General features: G+C 65.7%; 21 protein-coding genes and 1 riboswitch. Of the genes, 12 read left to right on the forward strand and 9 right to left on the reverse strand.

The window, feature by feature from the left end; all coding sequences use genetic code 11:
• Nucleotides 1-28: 28 nt before the first annotated feature.
• Both AYK61_RS20080 and AYK61_RS20085 read left to right on the forward strand, forming a co-directional pair.
• Entirely contained in the window at nt 29-658 is a 630-nt protein-coding gene (locus AYK61_RS20080) for a GntR family transcriptional regulator (RefSeq protein ID WP_183130468.1), read from the forward strand.
• Nucleotides 655-1905, forward strand: coding sequence for an MFS transporter (locus tag AYK61_RS20085; protein WP_121872119.1), 1251 nt, complete (start codon nt 655-657; stop codon nt 1903-1905). Before AYK61_RS20080 ends, AYK61_RS20085 begins: the two co-directional genes overlap by 4 nt.
• Here the strand turns inward: AYK61_RS20085 and AYK61_RS20090 are convergent.
• Nucleotides 1826-2515, reverse strand: a complete 690-nt coding sequence (locus AYK61_RS20090) for a DUF6518 family protein (protein ID WP_183130367.1) — start codon at nt 2513-2515, stop codon at nt 1826-1828. The genes AYK61_RS20085 and AYK61_RS20090 overlap by 80 nt on opposite strands.
• Before the next feature lie 68 nt (nt 2516-2583).
• Between AYK61_RS20090 and AYK61_RS20095 the strand changes: the two genes are divergently transcribed.
• The 3 genes from AYK61_RS20095 to AYK61_RS20105 all read left to right on the forward strand — a co-directional run bounded on the left by AYK61_RS20095 (nt 2584) and on the right by AYK61_RS20105 (nt 4101).
• A complete protein-coding gene (locus AYK61_RS20095; RefSeq protein WP_121872120.1) occupies nt 2584-3204 on the forward strand; it encodes a hypothetical protein in 621 nt (206 codons plus the stop codon).
• A gap of 149 nt (nt 3205-3353) precedes the next feature.
• Nucleotides 3354-3896, forward strand: a complete 543-nt coding sequence (locus AYK61_RS20100) for a hypothetical protein (RefSeq protein ID WP_121872121.1) — start codon at nt 3354-3356, stop codon at nt 3894-3896.
• 10 nt (nt 3897-3906) lie between these two features.
• Nucleotides 3907-4101: a hypothetical protein gene (locus AYK61_RS20105; RefSeq protein ID WP_121872122.1), complete on the forward strand. Its 195-nt coding sequence runs from the start codon at nt 3907-3909 to the stop codon at nt 4099-4101.
• An 87-nt stretch (nt 4102-4188) separates the two neighbouring features.
• Here the strand turns inward: AYK61_RS20105 and AYK61_RS20110 are convergent, their stop codons facing one another.
• On the reverse strand, nt 4189-5526 hold the full coding sequence (locus AYK61_RS20110) for a M1 family metallopeptidase (protein ID WP_121872940.1): 1338 nt from the start codon (nt 5524-5526) through the stop codon (nt 4189-4191).
• 5 nt (nt 5527-5531) lie between these two features.
• Entirely contained in the window at nt 5532-9476 is a 3945-nt protein-coding gene (locus AYK61_RS20115; protein ID WP_259468208.1) for a Pls/PosA family non-ribosomal peptide synthetase, read from the reverse strand.
• A gap of 196 nt (nt 9477-9672) precedes the next feature.
• A riboswitch (SAM riboswitch) is annotated at nt 9673-9788 on the forward strand.
• A gap of 54 nt (nt 9789-9842) precedes the next feature.
• Between AYK61_RS20115 and AYK61_RS20120 the strand changes: the two genes are divergently transcribed.
• Both AYK61_RS20120 and AYK61_RS20125 read left to right on the forward strand, forming a co-directional pair.
• Complete coding sequence (locus AYK61_RS20120) at nt 9843-11174, forward strand: aminotransferase class V-fold PLP-dependent enzyme (protein WP_121872123.1); 1332 nt, start codon at nt 9843-9845, stop codon at nt 11172-11174.
• A 160-nt stretch (nt 11175-11334) separates the two neighbouring features.
• Nucleotides 11335-11835, forward strand: coding sequence for a hypothetical protein (locus AYK61_RS20125; protein WP_121872124.1), 501 nt, complete (start codon nt 11335-11337; stop codon nt 11833-11835).
• 20 nt (nt 11836-11855) lie between these two features.
• On the opposite strand, the gene AYK61_RS20130 is transcribed toward AYK61_RS20125, so the two are convergent.
• Genes AYK61_RS20130 through AYK61_RS20140 form a run of 3 tightly spaced genes read right to left on the reverse strand, consistent with a single transcriptional unit; the run spans nt 11856 to nt 14331 of the window.
• The gene (locus AYK61_RS20130; protein ID WP_121872125.1) at nt 11856-12329 is read right to left on the reverse strand and encodes a YbaK/EbsC family protein; all 474 of its coding nucleotides are present in this window, start codon (nt 12327-12329) and stop codon (nt 11856-11858) included.
• 27 nt (nt 12330-12356) lie between these two features.
• Entirely contained in the window at nt 12357-13322 is a 966-nt protein-coding gene (gene alc / locus AYK61_RS20135; protein ID WP_121872126.1) for an allantoicase, read from the reverse strand.
• A gap of 4 nt (nt 13323-13326) precedes the next feature.
• The gene (locus AYK61_RS20140; RefSeq protein WP_121872127.1) at nt 13327-14331 is read right to left on the reverse strand and encodes a hypothetical protein; all 1005 of its coding nucleotides are present in this window, start codon (nt 14329-14331) and stop codon (nt 13327-13329) included.
• A gap of 52 nt (nt 14332-14383) precedes the next feature.
• On the opposite strand from AYK61_RS20140, the gene AYK61_RS20145 reads away from it, so the two are divergent.
• Both AYK61_RS20145 and AYK61_RS20150 read left to right on the forward strand, forming a co-directional pair.
• Entirely contained in the window at nt 14384-15028 is a 645-nt protein-coding gene (locus AYK61_RS20145; protein WP_121872128.1) for a TetR/AcrR family transcriptional regulator, read from the forward strand.
• Between the two features lie 28 nt (nt 15029-15056).
• A complete protein-coding gene (locus tag AYK61_RS20150) occupies nt 15057-15281 on the forward strand; it encodes a DUF6480 family protein (protein ID WP_121872129.1) in 225 nt (74 codons plus the stop codon).
• A gap of 13 nt (nt 15282-15294) precedes the next feature.
• Here the strand turns inward: AYK61_RS20150 and AYK61_RS20155 are convergent, their stop codons facing one another.
• Nucleotides 15295-15792: a 2-oxo-4-hydroxy-4-carboxy-5-ureidoimidazoline decarboxylase gene (locus AYK61_RS20155; RefSeq protein WP_121872130.1), complete on the reverse strand. Its 498-nt coding sequence runs from the start codon at nt 15790-15792 to the stop codon at nt 15295-15297.
• A 119-nt stretch (nt 15793-15911) separates the two neighbouring features.
• Between AYK61_RS20155 and AYK61_RS20160 the strand changes: the two genes are divergently transcribed.
• The 3 genes from AYK61_RS20160 to AYK61_RS20170 all read left to right on the forward strand — a co-directional run bounded on the left by AYK61_RS20160 (nt 15912) and on the right by AYK61_RS20170 (nt 18382).
• A complete protein-coding gene (locus tag AYK61_RS20160) occupies nt 15912-16739 on the forward strand; it encodes a crotonase/enoyl-CoA hydratase family protein (protein WP_121872131.1) in 828 nt (275 codons plus the stop codon).
• A gap of 1 nt (nt 16740) precedes the next feature.
• The gene (locus AYK61_RS20165) at nt 16741-17205 is read left to right on the forward strand and encodes a MarR family winged helix-turn-helix transcriptional regulator (protein ID WP_121872132.1); all 465 of its coding nucleotides are present in this window, start codon (nt 16741-16743) and stop codon (nt 17203-17205) included.
• 100 nt (nt 17206-17305) lie between these two features.
• Nucleotides 17306-18382 (forward strand): diguanylate cyclase, encoded by a 1077-nt coding sequence (locus AYK61_RS20170; RefSeq protein ID WP_259468131.1) that lies wholly within the window; start codon nt 17306-17308, stop codon nt 18380-18382.
• Between the two features lie 49 nt (nt 18383-18431).
• On the opposite strand, the gene AYK61_RS20175 is transcribed toward AYK61_RS20170, so the two are convergent.
• Nucleotides 18432-18881 (reverse strand): PAS domain-containing protein, encoded by a 450-nt coding sequence (locus tag AYK61_RS20175; RefSeq protein ID WP_121872134.1) that lies wholly within the window; start codon nt 18879-18881, stop codon nt 18432-18434.
• Nucleotides 18882-18944: 63 nt separating this feature from the next.
• A complete protein-coding gene (locus AYK61_RS20180; RefSeq protein ID WP_121872135.1) occupies nt 18945-19436 on the reverse strand; it encodes an inorganic diphosphatase in 492 nt (163 codons plus the stop codon).
• Between the last annotated feature and the right edge of the window lie 68 nt (nt 19437-19504).

The raw sequence follows: 19504 nt of genomic DNA on the forward strand, positions 1-19504 counted from the left end.
TGTGTCCGAGACGAAATCTGCTGCCGACATGGCGTATGTGACGGTCAAGGAGCTCATCGTGTCGGGAGAACTTCCCGGCGGTGAGCTCGTCAGTGAAGGCGAGATCGCAACCCGCCTCGAGATCAGCCGCACCCCCGTACGTGAGGCGTTTCTGCGCTTGCAGGTCGAGGGGTGGATGCGCCTGTATCCCAAGCGCGGCGCACTGGTGGTGCCGATCGCGGTAGGGGAGGCCGAGAGCGTCGTCGACGCACGTCGCCTCGTGGAGGCAGGCAGCGTCCGCGCCTTCATCGACGACGCGAGAGCCCGCGAATCGGTGGTGTCCGCTCTACGCGAGAACCTGCGGCTTCAACAGCAGCTGGCCGTGGACGGCACTGCCGCACAGTTCAGCGCCGTCGACGCAGACTTCCATCGCATCGTCGTCCGTGCCGGCGGCAACCCGTTGCTCGACGCGTTCTACGACGGACTTCGCGAGCGTCAGCGGCGGATGACGGCAGCCTCGGTGACGCGTGATCCGGGTCAGATCTCACGCATCGTCGACGACCATCGCCGACTCACCGACCTCATCGAGGCCGGCGACGCAGACGGATTCGAGCGGGCCGTCGAACAACACATGCTCGGGGTGCACGGCCTACGACCGGACAGAGGGGGAGCACGATGAGCGAAACGCTCACGAACGATCGAGACATCGAGCTGACTGCACGACGCTGGCTGCTGGTCGCGTCGGGCATGTTCGCCGTGGCGTGGGGCGGCAACGAGTTCACACCGTTGCTGGTGATGTATCGGCTCGATCATGGCTTCTCGGCCGTGGTGGTCGATACGTTTTTGTTCGCCTACGTCCTGGGCATCATTCCGGCGATGCTGATCTGCGGTCCGCTCTCGGATCGGCTCGGTCGACGCCCGATCATGTTGCCCGCCCCAGCAATTGCCGCGGCCGGTTCGATCCTGATTGCGCTCGGACCGGACAACGCGTACCTGTTGTTCGGCGGCCGCGTGCTCAGCGGAATCGCGCTCGGAATCGGTATGGCTGTGGGCGGCAGCTGGGTCAAGGAGCTCTCCAGCCGAGATGCCACGGCCAAACCCGGTGCCGGCGCGCGCCGTGCCGCGATGTCGCTGACGGCGGGCTTCGCCCTCGGTGCCGGAGTTGCCGGCGTGCTCGCGCAGTGGGCACCCTGGCCGACGCACCTCGCCTACAGCGTGCACGTGCTGATCTGCATCGTCGCCGGTGTGGGCATGCTCTCGGTGCCCGAAACACGTACTGCCACAGCGGCATCGAAGAACAAGAAGCTGCTCGACGACCTGAGGATTCCATCCGCCTCGCATCGCCGGTTCCTGTTCGTCGTGCTGCCGTTGGCGCCGTGGGTCTTCGGTGCGGCGAGCGTCGCCTACGCGGTGCTGCCGTCACTGATGGCCGACGCCTTGGCCGACGAGCCCGGTGGTGGCTATCCCGTCGCACTCTCCGCGGCGATGGCCGTGATCGCTCTCGGCTCCGGGTTCGCGATCCAGGCCGTCGGGCGTCGCATCGACACACCCGCCAACGCCCGAGGCGCACTGGTGGCGCTGACTCTGCTGGTGATCGGTATGGCTGTCGCGGCGTGGGCGGCGTCGGTGCTCACCATTGCCGCGGCGCTGATCGCGGCAGCGGTTCTCGGATGTGGGTACGGCATGGCGTTGGTCTCGGGTCTGCAAGAGGTGCAACGCATTGCGGGCCCCGACGATCTCGCCGGCCTCACCGCAGTGTTCTATTCTCTGACCTATCTGGGCTTCGCGGTGCCTGCCGTTCTGTCGGCGCTCACCGAGACCTGGCCCGGGGTGGTCACGTATCCGATCATCTTCGGATTCGGCGCGGTGATGGCGGCTCTGTGCGGCCTGGTGGTTCGGTCGAAGACGTCTGCTCACTTGCCGTAGGACGGAGGTTGGATCCGTTCTGTTTTCCGGGCTGTCTACGCTGCCGCCGGATCAGCATCGCCGCCCCCACCAGGCCGGCTACGACGAGAATTGCTCCGGCGGTCGCACTGGCGACGCGCTCGGGCCACGGCAAGATGGTCGGCACCCTGAACATGCCCCGGTAGAACGGCTCGATCATCGCGCCGGCGGGGACGATCAGACGCGCGATCAAGCCTGACGGGCCGCCGCCTCGCGCCACGGCACCGACCAGACCCAACGGGCCGCCAACGACAAGTGCCAGAGCGAACCACATTCGGTTGCCCGCCCATACGGTCTCGTCGAACATCCCGAACAACTGCCCGACACCGTAGTGCACCACCAACGCCAGCAGACTCGCGACGATCCCTGCCGCGACTGCGTGCAGCGGACGGCGGACCAGCCAGCCGGACAGGATGGGCAGGCCGGCCCACACGGCTCCCGAATTCGCCAATTTGCTGAGGGTCGAGCGCACGGCCAGCAAAGTGTTTGCCTGAGCGGACAACTGGCTTTCGCTCGTGACATTCGAGGCGAGCGACACCAGAGCTACGGTGATCGCGGCTGCAATGACAAGTCCCCACCACCGTTGCGCCATGGACAGACAGTACTCGGGGCCGTTCGGCGCGCACGAGAGACAGGTTCGGCCCTAGGATCAGCGGCATCATGCTGCAGTCTTCGCGCACGGTCCCGCCGCATCGGGTACCTCCGACGGTGGCGCTCGCGGGTGCGACCGTATGGAACCGGCATGAGGCGTACTGGTTTCTGATCGCTGTGATCGTGCCGGCCGCCTGCTGGTCCAGATATCCGACGGTGGTGCCGTACGTCTTCGCGGTCCTTCTCTTCGGTGCCCTGGTGTTTCGCTGCAGACGGATTGTCTGGTGGGTGTCGATGCTGCGCTGGGGACTGATCGCCGACGTCGAGACCGTGGACACCGCTCTGCGAGGCGACCGCAACCTTCGGCTCGCGCACGCCACCGGATGGAACGTCCAACGGCGTTGGTACACCGGGGTTGTCAGCGAATCCACGGTTCGGTACCGGGCCGGAGAAGCGCGCGGTCACCTGTTCGTTCGGGGACTTCCGTTCACCACCGGGGTGGTGCTCGCGCACTCGAAGCAGCCGTCGTCTGCCATGGCCATCAGCGACTTCCCCTGTGATCTGCAATTGGACGGCAAGGGACGCTGGGCGGCGTCGTTCCCGAGAGGGTTCTGGCTGCAGGCACTGGCGACGACGGCACTGTACGGCTACGCAGTGGCAGGTCTCGCGGTGTCGCTCCGGTATCGCTGACGCAGGCGTCGAGGACTGCCCGCGTACCTGTTGTCGTTTCGGTAGCCATGCGGTGAACAGTCAGGTTCGAGCCCGCGACCATGTCGACGAAACAGCCGATTTTGATACCTTGACTAAGTAATAATTGGAGGGTGAATCGAGGAGGACCAATGAACCAGCGCAATGCATCGCGGATTGCTACCGGAGCCTTGGTGGCCGCGGCAGGGTTGTTTTCCTTTGTAGCAACGGATATTCCGGTACATGCCCAGGTTGTCGATTCACCGGCGCTCGGTGTTGCCAAAACCAGCGACAGCGACTTCACTGTGGCGCTCGTCGGCTACGACGTCGCAGTAGCGAACGATGGAACCGCAACCGCAACCAGCATCGAAACCGGAGCGACAGAGGCTTTGCCGACTTCGGCCACCTCGGCCGACGGTAGCCCTGTGGGGATTCAGTACGCAGTGTCAGGTTCGTCGTTGCGTGTGCACGCAGTAACTGTGCCCCGTCCAGGTGAAGTCACAACCTTGGGCATAGGCAACTGCATCGCCGGAATCGGTGGAGGCGCGGTGTCCGGAGGTACCGCAGCCGGACTCGCCGGTGCCGCTGTCGGTACGGTGACTCTGCCGATCGTAGGCACGGTCGGCGGTGGTCTGGTAGGCGCAATCGGCGGAGCCGTCGGCGGTGGCCTCACCGGTGGAGCAACCTTCTGCTGAGGGAGCGGGCATGAAATACAACTACTCCGGACCCTGGCCGATTTTCGCCGTGTTGGCCGTCATCGTGGGTTGGGTGCTGTTTCAGGTCGTGGCACTCGATGCGAGTGTCGGCCGCGCCATCGCGTCGCCGATCAATCTTTTCGCGCTGATGTCAGCGGGCTTGATGACCATCGGTTATGCGCAGAAGCGCCGTCGCCGTATCTGACCGGCAGATCGGCTCCCCAGACTCGGATCCAGGCCTCCGATTGCAGGCTGGTTTCCGAAACTGGGGAGCCGATTGGCGACGCTGGAACTACGGCAACGACGGCATCTGCTTGTCCACGAGCCATGCGTCCCACAGACTTCGGGGGCAACCGAAGCGGGAGGCAAGGTCGGTGAAGTCCGCCGTTGCGACCGTCGAGTAGCGGTACTTGGAGGTCCATTCCTGGATCAGGCCGAAGAAGCGCTCGTCGCCGATGGTGCGCCTTACTGCGTGCAGTGCCAGTGCGCCGCGCTTGTACACGCGGTCGTCGAAGATGCGCGCCGAACCGGGATCGGTGAGCTGCATGTCCATGGCCAGACCGCGCTGAATGGTGTGCGCGCGTTTGGCCTTGTCGTGAGCCGTTGCGCCGCCGGAGTTCTCGGCCCAGATCCACTCCGAGTAGCACGCGAATCCCTCGTGCAGCCAGATGTCGGCCCACTTGCCGAGGGTGAGGGAATTGCCGAACCACTGGTGCGCCAACTCGTGCGCCACCAGACGCTCGTAGTACCGGGAACCGGAACAGTGATTGGCACCGAAGATCGACAGCCCCTGCGCCTCGATCGGAATCTCGAGATCGTCGTCGGTCACCACCACGGTGTACGACGCGAAAGGGTAAGGGCCGTACAGCCGTACGAATGTATCCATCATCTGTGGCTGACGACCGAAGTCGTGATCGAACTGCGCTCGCAGGCGCGGCGGGGTGATGGCCTTCATCGGCACCGGCCCCGGGCTGACGATGCGATGCTCGTACGGACCGATCTGGATGGTCGCGAGGTAACTGGCCATCGGCTCGGGCTGCTCGTACACCCACGTGGTGCGGCTGGCGCGAGTCTGCTTGCGCACCAACGTTCCGTTGGCCACCGCGTAATACGGCGAATCGGTGGTGATGGTGATGCCGTAGCTGGCCTTGGACACCGGATGGTCGTCGCACGGGAACCACGATGCCGCGCCGTTGGGCTGACTCGCGACGAGCGAGCCCTCGGTGAGCTCTTCCCAGCCGACCTCACCCCATACACCGTTGATGGGCTTGGGAGTTCCGCCGTACGCCACTGTGACCACCAGTGCCGCGCCCGACGCGATGGGCTTGGCGGGGGTGATCTTGAGCTTGCCGCGCTGGTGGCTGAACTTCACCGAGCGTGAGCCGTTGACCGACACCTTGGATACGTTCATCGCCGGTCCGAGATCGAACGCGAACTTCGACACCGTCGCCGTGGTGACCGCGGTGATCTTCGCCTTGCCCGTCAATCGGTTGCTCTCGACCTTGTACTCGAGGTCGAGTTCGTAGCGCGAGACGCGATAGCCGCGATTGCCGTTCTGCGGGAGGTACGTATCGATCGGGTTGTCACTGGAGTCGACGTCGAACACCGGGGCCACGAGCCTGTCTGCCACGGCGATCACCCCTCGTTTCGGTCGTCGCGAATCCGCGGAAAGGGATCACCCTTGGCCCACGGCGCGATCGGATTGCCCTGCCAACGAGTATGCGCGGGAACCGTATCGCCGCGCATCACCAGAGAGGCAGGCCCCACCGTTGCGCCGTCACCGATTCCCGACGCCGGCAGCGCGACACAGTGTGGTCCCAGTGTTGCGCCTCTGCCGAGATCGACCGTGTCCATGGACATGATCCGATCATGGAACAGGTGCGTCTGCACAACGCACCCTCGGTTGACCGTCGCACCGTCGGCCAAAGTCACCAGATCGGCCTCGGGAAGCCAGTACGTCTCACACCAGACCCCGCGGCCGATATCCGCACCGAGCCACCGCAACCACATGTTCAATACCGCGGTGCCCTCGGCGGCGCGCGCGAACCACGGCGCGGCAACGGTCTCGACGAACGTGTCTGCCACCTCGTTGCGCCACACGAACGAACTCCACAGCGGATGATCGGTCTTGCCGATCCGGCCCACCCACAGCCACTTCGCCAACGCCGACACCGCAGCAGCCACGAAACCGGCGACGAGCAGGACGACGCCACTGAGCAACGCAGCCAACCAGTACCCGACGGCGTCGGCGAGCGCGGTGAGCGAGAACAGCACTCCGAGCCCGATACCGAACGTAACGACGACGGGAATCAACCGGCACGTCTCGACGAACGACCGGGCGACCTTGAGCTTGCGCGGCGGATCGAACGTGCGCGACGAATCCGCACTCCCGGCGGCTCGACGCAGCCGCACCGGTGGACTACCGAGCCACGACGAGCCGGACTTCGCCTTGTCCGGCGTTGCCGACAGCACCGCGACGAGCCCGTTCTTCGGGACGGTTCGCCCGGGACCGGTCATGCCGGAGTTACCGAGGAACGCCCGCTTGCCGACCTTGGCGTCGCCCAGATGCATCCAGCCGCCGCCTAGTTCGTAACTGGCGACCATGGTGTCGTCGGCGAGGAACGCTCCGTCGGCGACCGTGGTGAACTTGGGAATCATCAGCACCGTCGACGCCTCGACGTCCTTGCCGATCTTCGCGCCCAGCAGCCGGAGCCAGTGCGGCGTCAACAACGACGCGTAGAGCGGGAACAGGAACGTGCGCGCCGAGTCCATCAGACGTTCGGTGGCCCACACCTGCCAGCCGATGCGGCTGCGCACCGGGTGGTAGCCGCCGACGAGTCCGATGCTGAGCAACCGCACCGCGACGACGGTGATCAGCGCGAACACCGCCAACGACACCAACGTCGCGACGGGCAACATCACCAGACCACGTTCGAAGGCGTCGAACACGGAGTCCGCGGTGTGAATCCACCAGCCCATCAGCACCAGGCTGACACCGATCGAGAACAGTGCCATACCGGACAGGAACAGCGACGCGACGCCGTACGCGAATACCCACTTCGTCGCGCGCGGCGGTGTTTCCGCGGGCCACGGATGATCGGCCTTGCCGACCTTCTGGGCCGGCGAACCGGACCACATCTGACCGGCCTTCACCCGTCCGACGACGGCAGAGCCTGCCGTGACGACCGAGTTCTTGCCGACCTTGGTTCCGGGCAGAAGTGTGGAGCGGGCACCGACGGTGGCACCGGCGCCGATCTCGACGCCGCCGATGTAGACGAGATCGCCGTCGATCCAATGCCCGGACAGATCCACCTCGGGCTCGATGGAACAGCCGTCGCCCAGCTCGAGCATGCCGGTGACCGGCGGCATCGTGTGCAGGTCGACACCCTTACCGATCTTGGCACCGAGAGCGCGCGCGTAGTAGACCATCCACGGTGCGCCCGAGAGGTTCGATGCACCACTGGCATCGGTCAATCTCGTTGCCGCCCACAGCCTGATGTGCATGCTGCCGCCGCGCTTGTACGCGCCCGGTTTCAAGCCCGCCAACAGGATGCGCGATCCGATCACCGAGATCGCCATGCGGCCGACCGGAGTGATGAACAGGATGAATGCCACGAGCACCCACCACCACGACAGCGTCGGAGCCCAGGGCACGTCGCCGAACCAGGACATGACGTTGAACAGCAGCCCGAGCCAGGTGACCCACTGCAATCCGGTCAGGGTGGTCAACGGAACCGTTGCCGCGATCTGCGCCCACTGCGCGGTGCGCGACGTCGGCGCGACCTCACGCGGAACGGCCTCGACGACCGGCTTCAGATCGTCGAGATACTGCGCCAGCGAACCCAGCCGCGGGTGGTCGTAGAGCTGCGCGACGGTGATCTCGGGGAACCGCTCGCGCAACGCCGTCACCAATTGCGCGGCCGAGAGCGAACCGCCGCCGTTGGCGAAGAAATCGGCGTTCTCGTCGGACACCTGCGCGCCGAGGATGTTGGTCCACAGTTCGGCCACCCACCCCGCCGTCCCGCCGAGCGAGGAGGCCCCCGCCATGCCGGGCAGGGGCCACGGCAGCGCATTGCGGTCGACCTTGCCCGAGGTGCGCGTGGGCATCTCGTCGACCAATGCAAGCCGCGGGACCAGTGCCGCAGGCAATTGCTCGGCGAGCAATTCGCGAGCGGCTTCGAGATCGAAATCGGGGTTGGTGCTCGCGAGATATCCGACGAGCACCGAGTTTCCCGCAGCCGTCTTGCGGATGGCGGCCGCCGCGCCGCCGACGCCCGGAAGTGCTTGCAGCGCATTGTCTATCTCGCCGAGCTCGATGCGTCGACCGCCGAGCTTGACCTGATCGTCGGCGCGACCCTGGAACAACAGACCTTCGAGCTCGAGCTTGACCAGATCGCCGCTGCGATACGCCCGGTCCCACCCGAGAGACGGCATGGGCGCGTACTTCTCGGCGTCCTTGGCCGGATCGAGATACCGAGCGAGTCCGACGCCGCCGATGACCAACTCACCGATTTCGCCGACCTGTACCGGGGTGCCGGAGCCGTCGACCACCGCGAGGTCCCACCCGTCGAGGGGGAGACCGATCCGGACCGGGCCCTTGCCGTCCATGATCGCCGCACACGCGACTACCGTCGCCTCGGTGGGGCCATACGTGTTCCAGACCTCACGGCCTTCGACGGCGAGCCGCTCGGCCAGTTCCGGCGGGCAGGCTTCGCCGCCGAAGATGAGCAGCCGTACCGCTTCCAACGCCACCGCGGGCCACAGCGATGCGAGCGTGGGCACCGTCGAAACGACGCTGATGTCGCGGGAGACGAGCCACGGACCCAGATCGAAACCGGACCGCACCAACGACCTGGGCGCGGGAACCAGGCATGCACCGTGCCGCCACGCCAGCCACATCTCCTCGCACGACGCGTCGAACGCCACCGACAGTCCGGCCAACACTCGATCGCCGGGACCGAGCGGATCCTTCTGCAGGAACATGCGGGCCTCGGCGTCGACGAACGCCGCCGCATTGCGATGACTGACCGCAACGCCCTTGGGAGTGCCCGTCGAACCCGAGGTGAAGATGACCCACGCGTCGTCCTGCGGGGTCGGTGGTCCGGCATTGTGTTCGGAAAGATCGTGCTGGGGAATGTCCTGCTTGGGGGCAGTACCGGCGGCGATTCCGCCCGCAGTGACGATGGCGGTCACCTGTGCCTCGCCGAAGACCAACTCGGCGCGCTCCTCGGGATCGTCCGCGTCCACCGGCACGTATGCCGCACCGACCTGAAGGATCGACAAGATCGCGACGTAGAGGGAGAAGGAACCCGACGGCATGCGGATCCCGACGCGATCGCCGCGCCTGACACCGGCATTGGCGAGCCACTGAGCGCCCTCGGCGATGTCGTCCAACAACTCCGAGTAACTGACCGACACGGCACCGTCGTCGATCGCGGGTGCGTCGGGAAAACGATGGGCCGTGTCGCGGAGAATGTCGATGAGCGTCCGGGCGGGTGGAGCCTGGGGTGAGCGAAGAAACGCCGCCGGTGCAGGTGCGATGTCCGCGCTCGAACCCGGCAGATCGTTCTCTTGATGCACAGACAACCGGGCGCCCTTCTCGTTTCTTCTTGTGATGACTCTGTGGTGCTGGTGAGCAGCAGCGCCGTTGGTTATCTCACGTTCTGTTTGCCAGCAGGTGAACGAGCGCGCCTTCCCACCGCGGGAATCCTACTGCGGCCTACGGGTGAGTCCCGGCTTGACAAAACCGCAGCGAGTTTGCAAATGTCTTCTTCACGGTCACGAGTACCAGCATCAAGCCCCGGCTAGCTGGTCGGCAACCCTCCTCCGCGGTGGGGTGCTCCGGGTGACGACCAGGCCGACTCCGGAAAACCGGCGCGGCAAGCGCGGACTCGCTCACCACATCCTTCGGTTGCGGGTCCCTCGAACGTGAGGGCTCGATCTGTCATGACATCTGTACTTTCCCGCCCCTGTGCTCCTTTTGCCCCTGTTTCGGGCACGGATCTACAGGTACCGCTGGTCCACGGCGGCACCTGCACCTATGCGAACTTCGATTACGCCGCCAGCGCGCCTGCACTGGACGCGGTGACCGATCGGATCGCGGAACTGCTGCCGTTCTACTCGAGTGTGCATCGCGGTGCCGGCTACGCCTCACGGGTCTCCACGGCCGCGTACGAGAAGGCGCGGGTGACGGTCGCCGATTTCGTTGGTGCGCAGAACGATTCGGTGGTGGTGTTCACGCGGAACACCACCGACTCGCTGAACCTGCTGGCCGCATGCGTGCCGGGTGAGACCGTGGTACTCGACATCGAGCACCACGCCAACCTGCTCCCGTGGCGTGATCGACGAGTGGTGGTGGCCGCGTCGACCCTGGCCGAGACCATCACGCGTCTCGACGCGGAGCTTGCCGCGAAACCTGCTGCGCTGCTGGCGATCACGGGCGCATCGAACGTCACCGGTGAGGTGCTGCCCATCGCGGAACTCGCCGCTCTGGCGCATCGGCACGGCGCACGCATCGCGGTCGACGGTGCCCAGCTGGTTCCGCATCGGCGGGTCGACATCGCGGCACTCGGTGTGGACTACCTGGCGTTCTCCGGACACAAGCTCTACGCCCCGTTCGGCGCGGGAGTGCTTGTGGGCAAACGTGATTGGCTCGACGAGGGTGGGCCGCACCTGGCCGGCGGCGGCGCGGTGCGCAGCGTGAGCATCGACCACACCGATTGGGCTCCGGCACCGCAACGGCACGAGGCGGGCACCCCCAACGTGCTCGGCGTTGCCGCACTCGCTGCGGCCTGCGAGTCAATCGCCGGATTCGACGATGCCGAGCTGCAGGCGCACGAACATGAACTGTCGTCCCGCTTGCGCGACGGGCTGGCCGCACTGGACGGCGTCGAGCAGCTCCAGGCGTGGGCCGACGCACCCGACAGTGTCGGCATCGTCACCTTCACCGTTGCCGGACGCGATCCCGGTGAGGTGGCTGCATACCTGTCCGCCGAACATGGCATCGGCGTGCGCGACGGAAAGTTCTGCGCACACCCACTGCTGAGCAGGCTGGGGCACGCGGCCGGAGCGGTTCGAGCCAGTATCGGGCTCGGCAGCTCGTCGGCCGATGTGGACCGACTCGTCGACGCCCTCGCAGCCCTGGTCGAGTCGGGACCGAGCTGGCACTACGCGGAGGACGCCGGCTGGTGGAACCCTGTACCCGACCCGCGACCCTTCCCCGAGCTGGCTGATGGGGCCGCCGGGGTTGGATCCCCGTGCAGCCCCGCAGACCGTTAGCATGGCGTCATGACCGTGAGTGTCGTGTGGACGGGCAACCGCCACTGGTGCAACAGATACGTGGATCTGTGCCGCACTGCGTCCGGGTCGTGTTCGAGTTCGGCTCCGCTCCGCTCCGACCGAATGAGTTCACCGACTTCTAGAACCAGGACCACCACTCATGTCGCACAACTTCACCCGCGTAGCCGTCGAATTCTCTGCAGGTTGGACCGAACTGACCGTGTCACCGGACGGGGACGTAGTCCGAATCCAGGCCTCCGACCTGCGGGAATCCCAGCAACATCGGGCCCGGGTGCGGGCCGAGGCAGTCGACCGCGGCGAATCTGCCGACAGCGCAGCAGTGTTTCTCGACCTCGAGATCCACATCGCGGCCGATGCCAGGACTGCCCGTCGGGAATTCGCCGCACTGGATGCGCCGACCGGACCGTCGTCGATCCGCTACGTCGGAACGCCGGCTGGATTGGCCAGTTTGATCTCCGATGTCACCGCGGCCGATGTGGCCGACGGCGTGACGTTGACAGTGCTCGGCGATGTCGCTCGACAGTCGGTTCTGATCAACGACGGGGTACTGCCGCTGCTCGAATCCCGCGGCACCCGACTCGACATCGACGTCGTCGACGCGGTCCTCGGCGCACCGATCGCCCCGACTCTCGCGTCCTGACCCCGGTAAAGAAGCAGGGGTCAGGTGACGTCGATCGCCAGACCTGCGGTGATGCGCACCAACTCGGTGAACGTGGACCGAAAGATCGTGTTGGTGTGACCGGCGGCCGCCCACACCTCGGCGTAGCCGGCCAGGTCCTGGTCGACGAACGTGTCCAGGTTGGTGGGGTGGCCGACCGGGGCGATCCCCCCGATCGGCTGCCCGGTTGCATGCTTGGCCGTGTCGAGAGACGCACGCATCAACGTCCCGCCCAGACGTTCGCCGGTGCGCTCGAGATGAACGTTGTGGGCACCGGAGACCAGCAGCAGCACCGGCTCGTCGCCCAGCAGAAACACCATCGACTTCACGATCGCGCCTACTTCGACGCCCAGCGCCGCGGCAGCATCGGCGGCGGTGTGTGTGCCCTCCGGGCTGCTGACCACCACACCGTGATGGCCGCGAGAAATCAGAGTGTCGGCAACATGGGCTGCATTCGGATGAAGTAGCCGGGACATGAACCAACCCTATTGCCCTGACGCTCCTTACGTGGAACTGACGAGATCACCGAACAGTCTCAATCGCGCCATGCCGCCGTCGGGGAAGATGTCCATGCGCACCTCGGAGACCGGGGTGTCGTGGGTGAGTACGAAGCGATGCCGGGTGTCGGGCTGCAGCGTCGTGCGCGGCAACAGTTCCATCCATTCGCCGTCGCCGAGCCGGCCCCGCAGCGATGCCGCACCGGGCGCGTTTCCGAGGAAGCAGGTGGTGTCGAGTTCGGCGAGAGAGATGTGCCCGGTACCCGCGAGCTGCACCTGAACCCAGTCGTTCGCGTCGTTGCGTCGACGCGAGGTCTCCCAGCCCTCACCCATCGAGCGCGGGGGTCCGGGGAAGAGCAGGTTGTTGGGCGAGCTGTAGAACATGTTGGAGCACGCCGAGACGTACGCGCCGTTCTCGAGTGCAGCCAGGTCCACCGGCCCGGCGGCGAGGAACTTGGGGTCGGGCTTACCGCGACCCAGCACTCGCAACCGCGCCACTCCGCCGTCGGGATAGATCGACAGTTTCACGTGCGTCCACCGCGCATCGGAGGCGACAGTGAACCTGTTCTCGCTGTCGCCGTTGACCGCACTGCGCGGGACGATGGTGGTCCACTCGGTCTGGGTATGAAGCTCTTCCGGGGAGGGAAATCCGTCGACCTCGGCGGCCTCGATCGAGATCTCCGGCGGATAGTTTCCGGTGAACCAGGCGGTGTCGACGACGACCGCCGAGACGACCCCCGGCGCGCCGAGACGCACGATCGCCTCGTCGTAGCCGGCCTCGCGTCGGCGTCGCGTCTCCCACCCGTCGTAGATCTGGCCCTTGTGTCCGAACGTCGCGGTCGAGTAGTCGGCTTTGCCCGGCCTGACGAGATTCTCCTTCTCCGCGAACGTCTCGTCGTTCGCCCACACGACTGCGCCTCCGAGAGTGCGGACGGCGAGATCGGGCAGTGGCAGAGGGAAAGTGGAGGTCATGGAATCACACTTTACTGGTTTCGTGTTGGTGCACCGGGTTGTGTGCGGACCGGCGGCGCACTGCTGCCGCGCCCATGAGCAGTGCGCCGATCGCGATGTAGAGCGTCAGGCCGAGTGCGGGTTGCCCCAGCCCGGTGCCCGAGAAGTAGACGATGCTGCGTACGCCCTCGGTGCCGATGCCCGGGGTGATCCACCGACCGATCGAGGCGTAGAGGGACGGTAGGACGTCTGCCCCGAAAGCGCCTCCTGCGCTTGGGTTTCCGAGGATCACGAACAGGACGATCGCGGCTGGAACCGCGGCGACGCCGATCAGTGCGCGCAGGCCCATGGTGAACAACCCGGTGGCGAAGACCACCGCGGTGCCCAGCAGGGTGAGCGGAAACCAGTGGCCGGCAAAGGTTTCCAGGACATGGGTGGTGAGGAAGGCTCCGAGCACACCCGATGCGGCCGCGTAGACCGCGAGAATGCCGACGTGGAAGCAGGTTTCGCGGCGCGAGGTCGGTGCGCCGATGAGCAGCCCGAAGGCGGCGGCCAACAGGTACCCGCCGACGACCCAGCCGACCGAGAGGTAGAAGCCGGACAGTCCTCGGTTGTCGTGCACGCCGACCGGAATCTCGTCGCGGACCACGAACTGGCGTCCCTGTGCGGCGTCCACCTCGGTGAAGATCGACTCGAGCGCGGTGGCCACCGAACTGCCCGCGGCGCTGGCGGTGATGAGGGTGTCCGTTCCGTCGGCACCGACGACGTAGGCCCCGAGAATGTCCCGATCGCGGAGCAGTGCCCGGACCTCCGCGGTGTCGGCTGCGGTGCGTGCCGCGAGTGGGGTTCCGTCGATGGCGTCGAGGCGGTCGGCGGTCTGCTGGTCCAGCCCCTCGGGGAGACCGGCCTCGGTGACCACCGCGATGGGGATCGCGTGCGGCGTCGGCTGATGGAACGCCGAGACGTAGCTGAGGATGAAGCCGAGCTGCAGTACCAGTACCGCGGCGGCGAGCAGTGACATCTTGCGCATGGGTGACTCCTGAATCTTGTCGATACCCGAGGTATTCAATACTCTAGGTATCGTGAATGCCAACGAGCAAGAAAAGTGGGGGTCGACACAGGACCGGCGACGACCCCAACGCACCGACGTACGCGACCGACTGCTCGCCGCGGCAGCCGACGAATTCACCGAACGTGGTTATGCTGCAGCGAAACTCACCGACATCGCAGACCGGGCCGGCTTCACCAAGGGTGCCGTCTACTCCAATTTCGAGTCCAAGCAAGCGCTGTTCGCCGAACTGCTCGCCCGGCGTTCCCTCGACCTCGCCGCCCGCGTGCTGGCCCACGTATCCGATCTGGACTCCGGTGCAGCGGCAGGAGCAGGCGGCGGAGAGATCGCGTCCTGGGTGGTGGCCGAACCCCGGTGGCCGCTGCTGACCGTCGAATTCGGCATCCTCGCCGGACGCGACCCCGCCGTCGCCGAGCGCTACCGCACCGACCGTCGCGCACTACGCAGCGAACTCGAACGCCTCATCGACGAGCACGCGGACCGGTGGGGCGTCGGCAAGAACTTCGATGCCCGACGCCTCGCGACGTCACTGGCGGCGTTGATCTCCGGATTGGCCGTCGAACATTCGGTGGATCCGGAGGAAATCGACGAGGGCGTCATCGCCGACGCGGTGTCCGAACTGTTCGCGGGAGCGATAGCCAGGACACATCTCGGTTGAGGGATACCGCACCGGGTAACCGCAGAAGATGAACGCTCAGAATCCAGACCCCGACGTCACCACAGGACTCGAAGCCGGAGGCGGGGTCACCCCCGGAGATACTCCGCCCGCCGAAACCGGAATCGGCGGCCCGAACCACGAGCCCCCGCAGCGCAACCGGGTGATGCCGATCGTCGTCATCTGCGTCGTGGCATTGCTGGCAATCCTGATCGCCGGTGGATTGATCGGCCGCGTCGTCGGCCTGTTCGGCTGAATCCCGACCGATCTCAGTACTCCGGCCAACCGCCTTCGGGCCCCAGCAGGCGATCCAATCTGATGTGGTTGATCTTCGCCAGCTCGTCGCGCATGACCTTGCGCTCGGTCTGGTCGTCGTTGTCGAGTCGATGACCCAGATCGACCAGGATGTCGCGCGGCTCGAAGCCCTCGGGCTCGAACAATCGGCTCGACACGTACGGGTAGCCGAACCGGTCCTCGTACGCCCTGGCCGCAGTCCCCAATGCCCTGCGAGTGTCGGTGTCCATGGCCGCGCACACCTTGCTCGGCTCCGGCAGCGTCGCGGCGAGCGAATCCACATCGCGGTCCGACAGTTCGGTCAGTTCCGCGTCTGCGGCGGAGAACAGGTCTGCGCGAGAGCGATACCTGCGGCCGTCCGCCACCCTGGACGCCCACGCCACCGAGCAACAGCACTCGTACAGCGCATGCACCGCCTTGCGGCGCGGCAGATCGTTGAACGTCTCCAGGCCTAGTCCCTGATGCATCAGCATGAGTCGATGATGGGCCCGATTCGGCGTACGTACCAGAGCTGAGCAGGGACTTAGCGCAGACGTTACGCGCCGTAACATGCGGTGCGGGAATGTGCGACGCTGCCGCTAGGCTCGCAGGCATGACCGAACGAACCTGGAAAGCCTTCTCCGTCGAGATCGCGGACCACATCGCGCACGTGACACTCCTCGGCCCGGGCAAGGGCAACGCCATGGGGCCGGACTTCTGGAGCGAAAGCCCCGAGCTGTTCGCGCAGCTCGACGCCGATCCCGAGGTTCGTGCAGTCGTGCTGGCGGGCTCGGGTAGGAACTTCACCTACGGACTCGACCTCGCCGCGATGGCAGGCACGTTCGGTCCGCTCATGGCCGACAAGGCACTGGCCGGTCCCCGAACGTCGTTCCACGACACCATCAAGACGATGCAGAAGGCGATCAACGCGGTTGCGGACTGCCGAAAGCCCGTCGTCGCGGCGGTTCAGGGCTGGTGCATCGGCGGAGGCGTCGACCTCATCACCGCCGCGGACGTGCGCTACGCGAGCGCCGACGCGAAGTTCAGCGTGCGTGAGGTGCGGGTCGCGATCGTCGCGGACATGGGCTCGTTGGCCCGGCTGCCCGCGATCATCGGCGATGGCCACATGCGTGAGCTCGCCCTGACGGGCAAGGACATCGATGCCGCGCGCGCCGAGAAGATCGGCCTGGTCAACGACGTGTTCGAGGACCACGACGCCACCCTCGCCGCTGCTCGCGAATGCGCCGCCGCCATCGCCGCCAATCCGCCTCTGGTGGTGCAGGGCATCAAGACCGTGCTGGATCATTCCCGATCTTCGAGCGTCGACGATTCGCTGCGCTACGTCGCGGCCTGGAACGCCGCCTTCCTCGCCTCGCACGACCTCACCGAGGCGATCACCTCGGTGTTCGAGAAGCGACCTGCGCAGTTCACCGGTAGCTGACGTGGTCGAGTTCGCCGAGGAGCTGGGCACGCAGCTGGTTCGGCTGCAACGCCTGCGTGAGCGCAACATAGCTGCGATCTCGTCCTCGGGCGGTGTCGACGGCGCTGCGTACGTATGCTTGTTCAGGCTCCTGCGCGACGGACCGATGCGGTCAAGTGAACTCGCCGCCATGGTGAATTCCGATCCGTCGACGGTGAGCAGGCAGGTGGCTCAGCTGGTCGAACGGGGGCACGTCGAGCGGCTGCCCGACAAACGTGACGGTCGAGCGTTCGTACTCGCGGTCACTGCGTCGGGTCAGGAAGCGGCGGCGGCGATCCAGCAACGACGCACCGACAATCTCGGCCGGGTGATCGAGGGGTGGACACGGGAGGACCGAGAATCGCTCGTCGCGTTGCTCGATCGTTTCTTGACCGATTACGAAATGATCAGGCCGGACCTGCCCGAGCGGCGCGCCGGTAACGTCTGATGCGCAAATGAACGATCGCATCACCTGACTCGCTCGACGACCGGCCGCTGCCCAGGTCCGCATGCTCGCCCGAACAGTCAGAACGGACGGAGGGAACGCGGTGCCATCCAATCGCGATCGACCGCCGCACAGTCGGGCGAACGGGCTGCGAACCGGCTCGGTGCGACTCGAGCGCCGCGTTGCCCTGGGAATCGCCGCCTTCGTTCCCTCGTTCGGTCTGATCGGGGTCATCGCGATGCTTTCGGTGGACGGACCAGAAGGCGCTATCGCCAAGAGTGCCTGCTTGCTGGTGCTGATTTCCACCGTCCCCGTGGGGATGTGGTGGTTTCGTCGTTCGGCGGACTCGTCGCACATGCCCGGGTGGTTCGTCGTGTACGCAGATGTGGGCGTCGCAGCGATGCTGCTCACTTTCGCCGGACGCGACCTGGCTCTGAACGGGGCGATTCTGTTCACGGTGATCGGGATCTACATCGTCTACTTCTCCAGGAGACGAGTGCTCGAATTCCACATACTGTTCGTCAACGCGGTTGTCGTCGTGCTGGCAGTGCTGTTGTTCGCCGCGGACACGCACGATCCTGCGTCGACGGTCACCAGGACGCTGGCGACACTGCTGGTGGTGAACTCGGTGCTCGCGTTCAGGGCGGTGATTCAGCGCCAGCTCGATCTCGCCAACACGGACTCGCTGACCGGCCTTCTCAACAGACGCGGCCTGGAATTGCGGCTCCAACGCATGATGAACTCGTTGGACGCGGAACGCTCGGTTGCTCTCATGGTTCTCGATCTCGATCAGTTCAAACGAGTCAACGACACGTACGGCCACGCGGTGGGGGACCGAGTATTGCGTCGCACGGCCCGCAGGCTCACTGCGGTCACGGGTGCCCGCCCGTGTGTCGCACGCACCGGCGGTGAGGAGTTCACCATCGCGCTACCGGTCGACGATGCCGCCGTGCACCGCGTAGCCCACGACATTCTCGAGTCGATTCACGACCCCGCCGACGACGTGCCGGTGACGGTCAGCGTGGGGGTCGCGCTGTTGGAGGGAAGCCGATGGTTCACCGCCGCCGAGTCCGGTGACGGTGCCGAGCTCGTCCACAACGTGCTGCTCGACGCAGACACGGCGATGTACGAGTCCAAGCACGCGGGCGGAAACAGAGCAACGGTGTACGCCGGCGAATGATTCGCCTGCGTACACCGTCAGTCGTTCGGGGAAGAACGTGTGCCGTGCGTCAGCGCAAAGCGCTTTTGGGGTCGTTCCACAGCTGATCGGTGAAGTCCTCCAACGCGACGAGCACGATGGTGTCCTCGGTGCGGCGCAGGATCGACTTGCTGGCGCGCACCTGCACGATATCGCCGGTCTTGTCGGTCATCCGCCACAGAGAATCTGCGCGGGTGGCCACCGTGGTGAGGAACATGTCCGCGACATTGACGCCCTCCGGTGCCCGGTCGGGGAAGATGTCGTGCAGGTGGAAGTCCTCCCGCTCGGTGCGGTCGAGGCCGAACAGATCGTCGAAGGCCTCGTTCGCGAACACGATGGCACCGGTGGGATCGACTGCGAGGATCGGCACCGGGATTCGGTCGAGGACGACCGTCACCGGCAGATCGGGAAACTGCGTCGGATCCGAGATCGGTCGCGAATCGAGATTGCGCCGATCACCGTTGGCAGTGCTGTCGGTCATACGTCTCCCCAAACTATGTTTCGTCGGCGCTCGGCCGAGACGAGGTGTGTGATGCCGAAACGATCAGTGATCCGGATTGTCCGCCAAGCGCTTGAATGATGCAGCGATTTCGGCCTCTGCCTCTGCGCGCCCCACCCAGTCTGCCCCGGTGACGTGCTTGTTGGGTTCGAGATCCTTGTAATGGACGAAGAAATGCTTGATCGCATCGAGCTCGAACGTCGAGACGTCGGAAAGATCCTGGATGTGGTCCCAGCGGGTGTCGCCTGCCGGAACGCACAGCACCTTGTCGTCGCCGCCGGCCTCGTCGACCATCTTGAACATCGCCACGGGGCGTGCTTCGACGATGACGCCGGGGAACACCGACTCGGGCAGCAGAACCAGTGCGTCGAGCGGGTCGCCGTCCTCGCCGAGGGTGTTCTCGATGAAGCCGTAATCGGCTGGATACGCCATCGCGGTGTAGAGGTAGCGGTCGAGGCGAACACGTCCGGTGACGTGGTCTACCTCGTACTTGTTGCGCTGCCCCTTGGGGATCTCGATGGTGACGTCGAACGGCACGTGCAGTCCTCACTGTCGTCGTCGAGCCGGAGCGGCTCGAGTCGTTGCGAATGTGTAGATGGTGGCGG

Origin of the sequence: Rhodococcus sp. SBT000017 (assembly GCF_003688915.1) — a bacterium.
Taxonomy (GTDB): Bacteria; Actinomycetota; Actinomycetes; order Mycobacteriales; family Mycobacteriaceae; genus Rhodococcoides.

Coding starts and splice junctions, on each gene's coding strand:
- AYK61_RS20125 (WP_121872124.1), top strand. CDS start 11,335: ATGTCGCACAACTTCACCCGCGTAGCCGTCGAATTCTCTGCAGGTTGG.
- AYK61_RS20160 (WP_121872131.1), top strand. CDS start 15,912: ATGACCGAACGAACCTGGAAAGCCTTCTCCGTCGAGATCGCGGACCAC.
- AYK61_RS20175 (WP_121872134.1), bottom strand. CDS start 18,881: ATGACCGACAGCACTGCCAACGGTGATCGGCGCAATCTCGATTCGCGA.
- alc (WP_121872126.1), bottom strand. CDS start 13,322: ATGACCTCCACTTTCCCTCTGCCACTGCCCGATCTCGCCGTCCGCACT.
- AYK61_RS20140 (WP_121872127.1), bottom strand. CDS start 14,331: ATGCGCAAGATGTCACTGCTCGCCGCCGCGGTACTGGTACTGCAGCTC.
- AYK61_RS20105 (WP_121872122.1), top strand. CDS start 3,907: ATGAAATACAACTACTCCGGACCCTGGCCGATTTTCGCCGTGTTGGCC.
- AYK61_RS20150 (WP_121872129.1), top strand. CDS start 15,057: ATGAACGCTCAGAATCCAGACCCCGACGTCACCACAGGACTCGAAGCC.
- AYK61_RS20080 (WP_183130468.1), top strand. CDS start 29: ATGGCGTATGTGACGGTCAAGGAGCTCATCGTGTCGGGAGAACTTCCC.
- AYK61_RS20130 (WP_121872125.1), bottom strand. CDS start 12,329: ATGTCCCGGCTACTTCATCCGAATGCAGCCCATGTTGCCGACACTCTG.
- AYK61_RS20095 (WP_121872120.1), top strand. CDS start 2,584: ATGCTGCAGTCTTCGCGCACGGTCCCGCCGCATCGGGTACCTCCGACG.
- AYK61_RS20100 (WP_121872121.1), top strand. CDS start 3,354: ATGAACCAGCGCAATGCATCGCGGATTGCTACCGGAGCCTTGGTGGCC.
- AYK61_RS20155 (WP_121872130.1), bottom strand. CDS start 15,792: ATGCTGATGCATCAGGGACTAGGCCTGGAGACGTTCAACGATCTGCCG.
- AYK61_RS20120 (WP_121872123.1), top strand. CDS start 9,843: ATGACATCTGTACTTTCCCGCCCCTGTGCTCCTTTTGCCCCTGTTTCG.
- AYK61_RS20085 (WP_121872119.1), top strand. CDS start 655: ATGAGCGAAACGCTCACGAACGATCGAGACATCGAGCTGACTGCACGA.
- AYK61_RS20090 (WP_183130367.1), bottom strand. CDS start 2,515: ATGGCGCAACGGTGGTGGGGACTTGTCATTGCAGCCGCGATCACCGTA.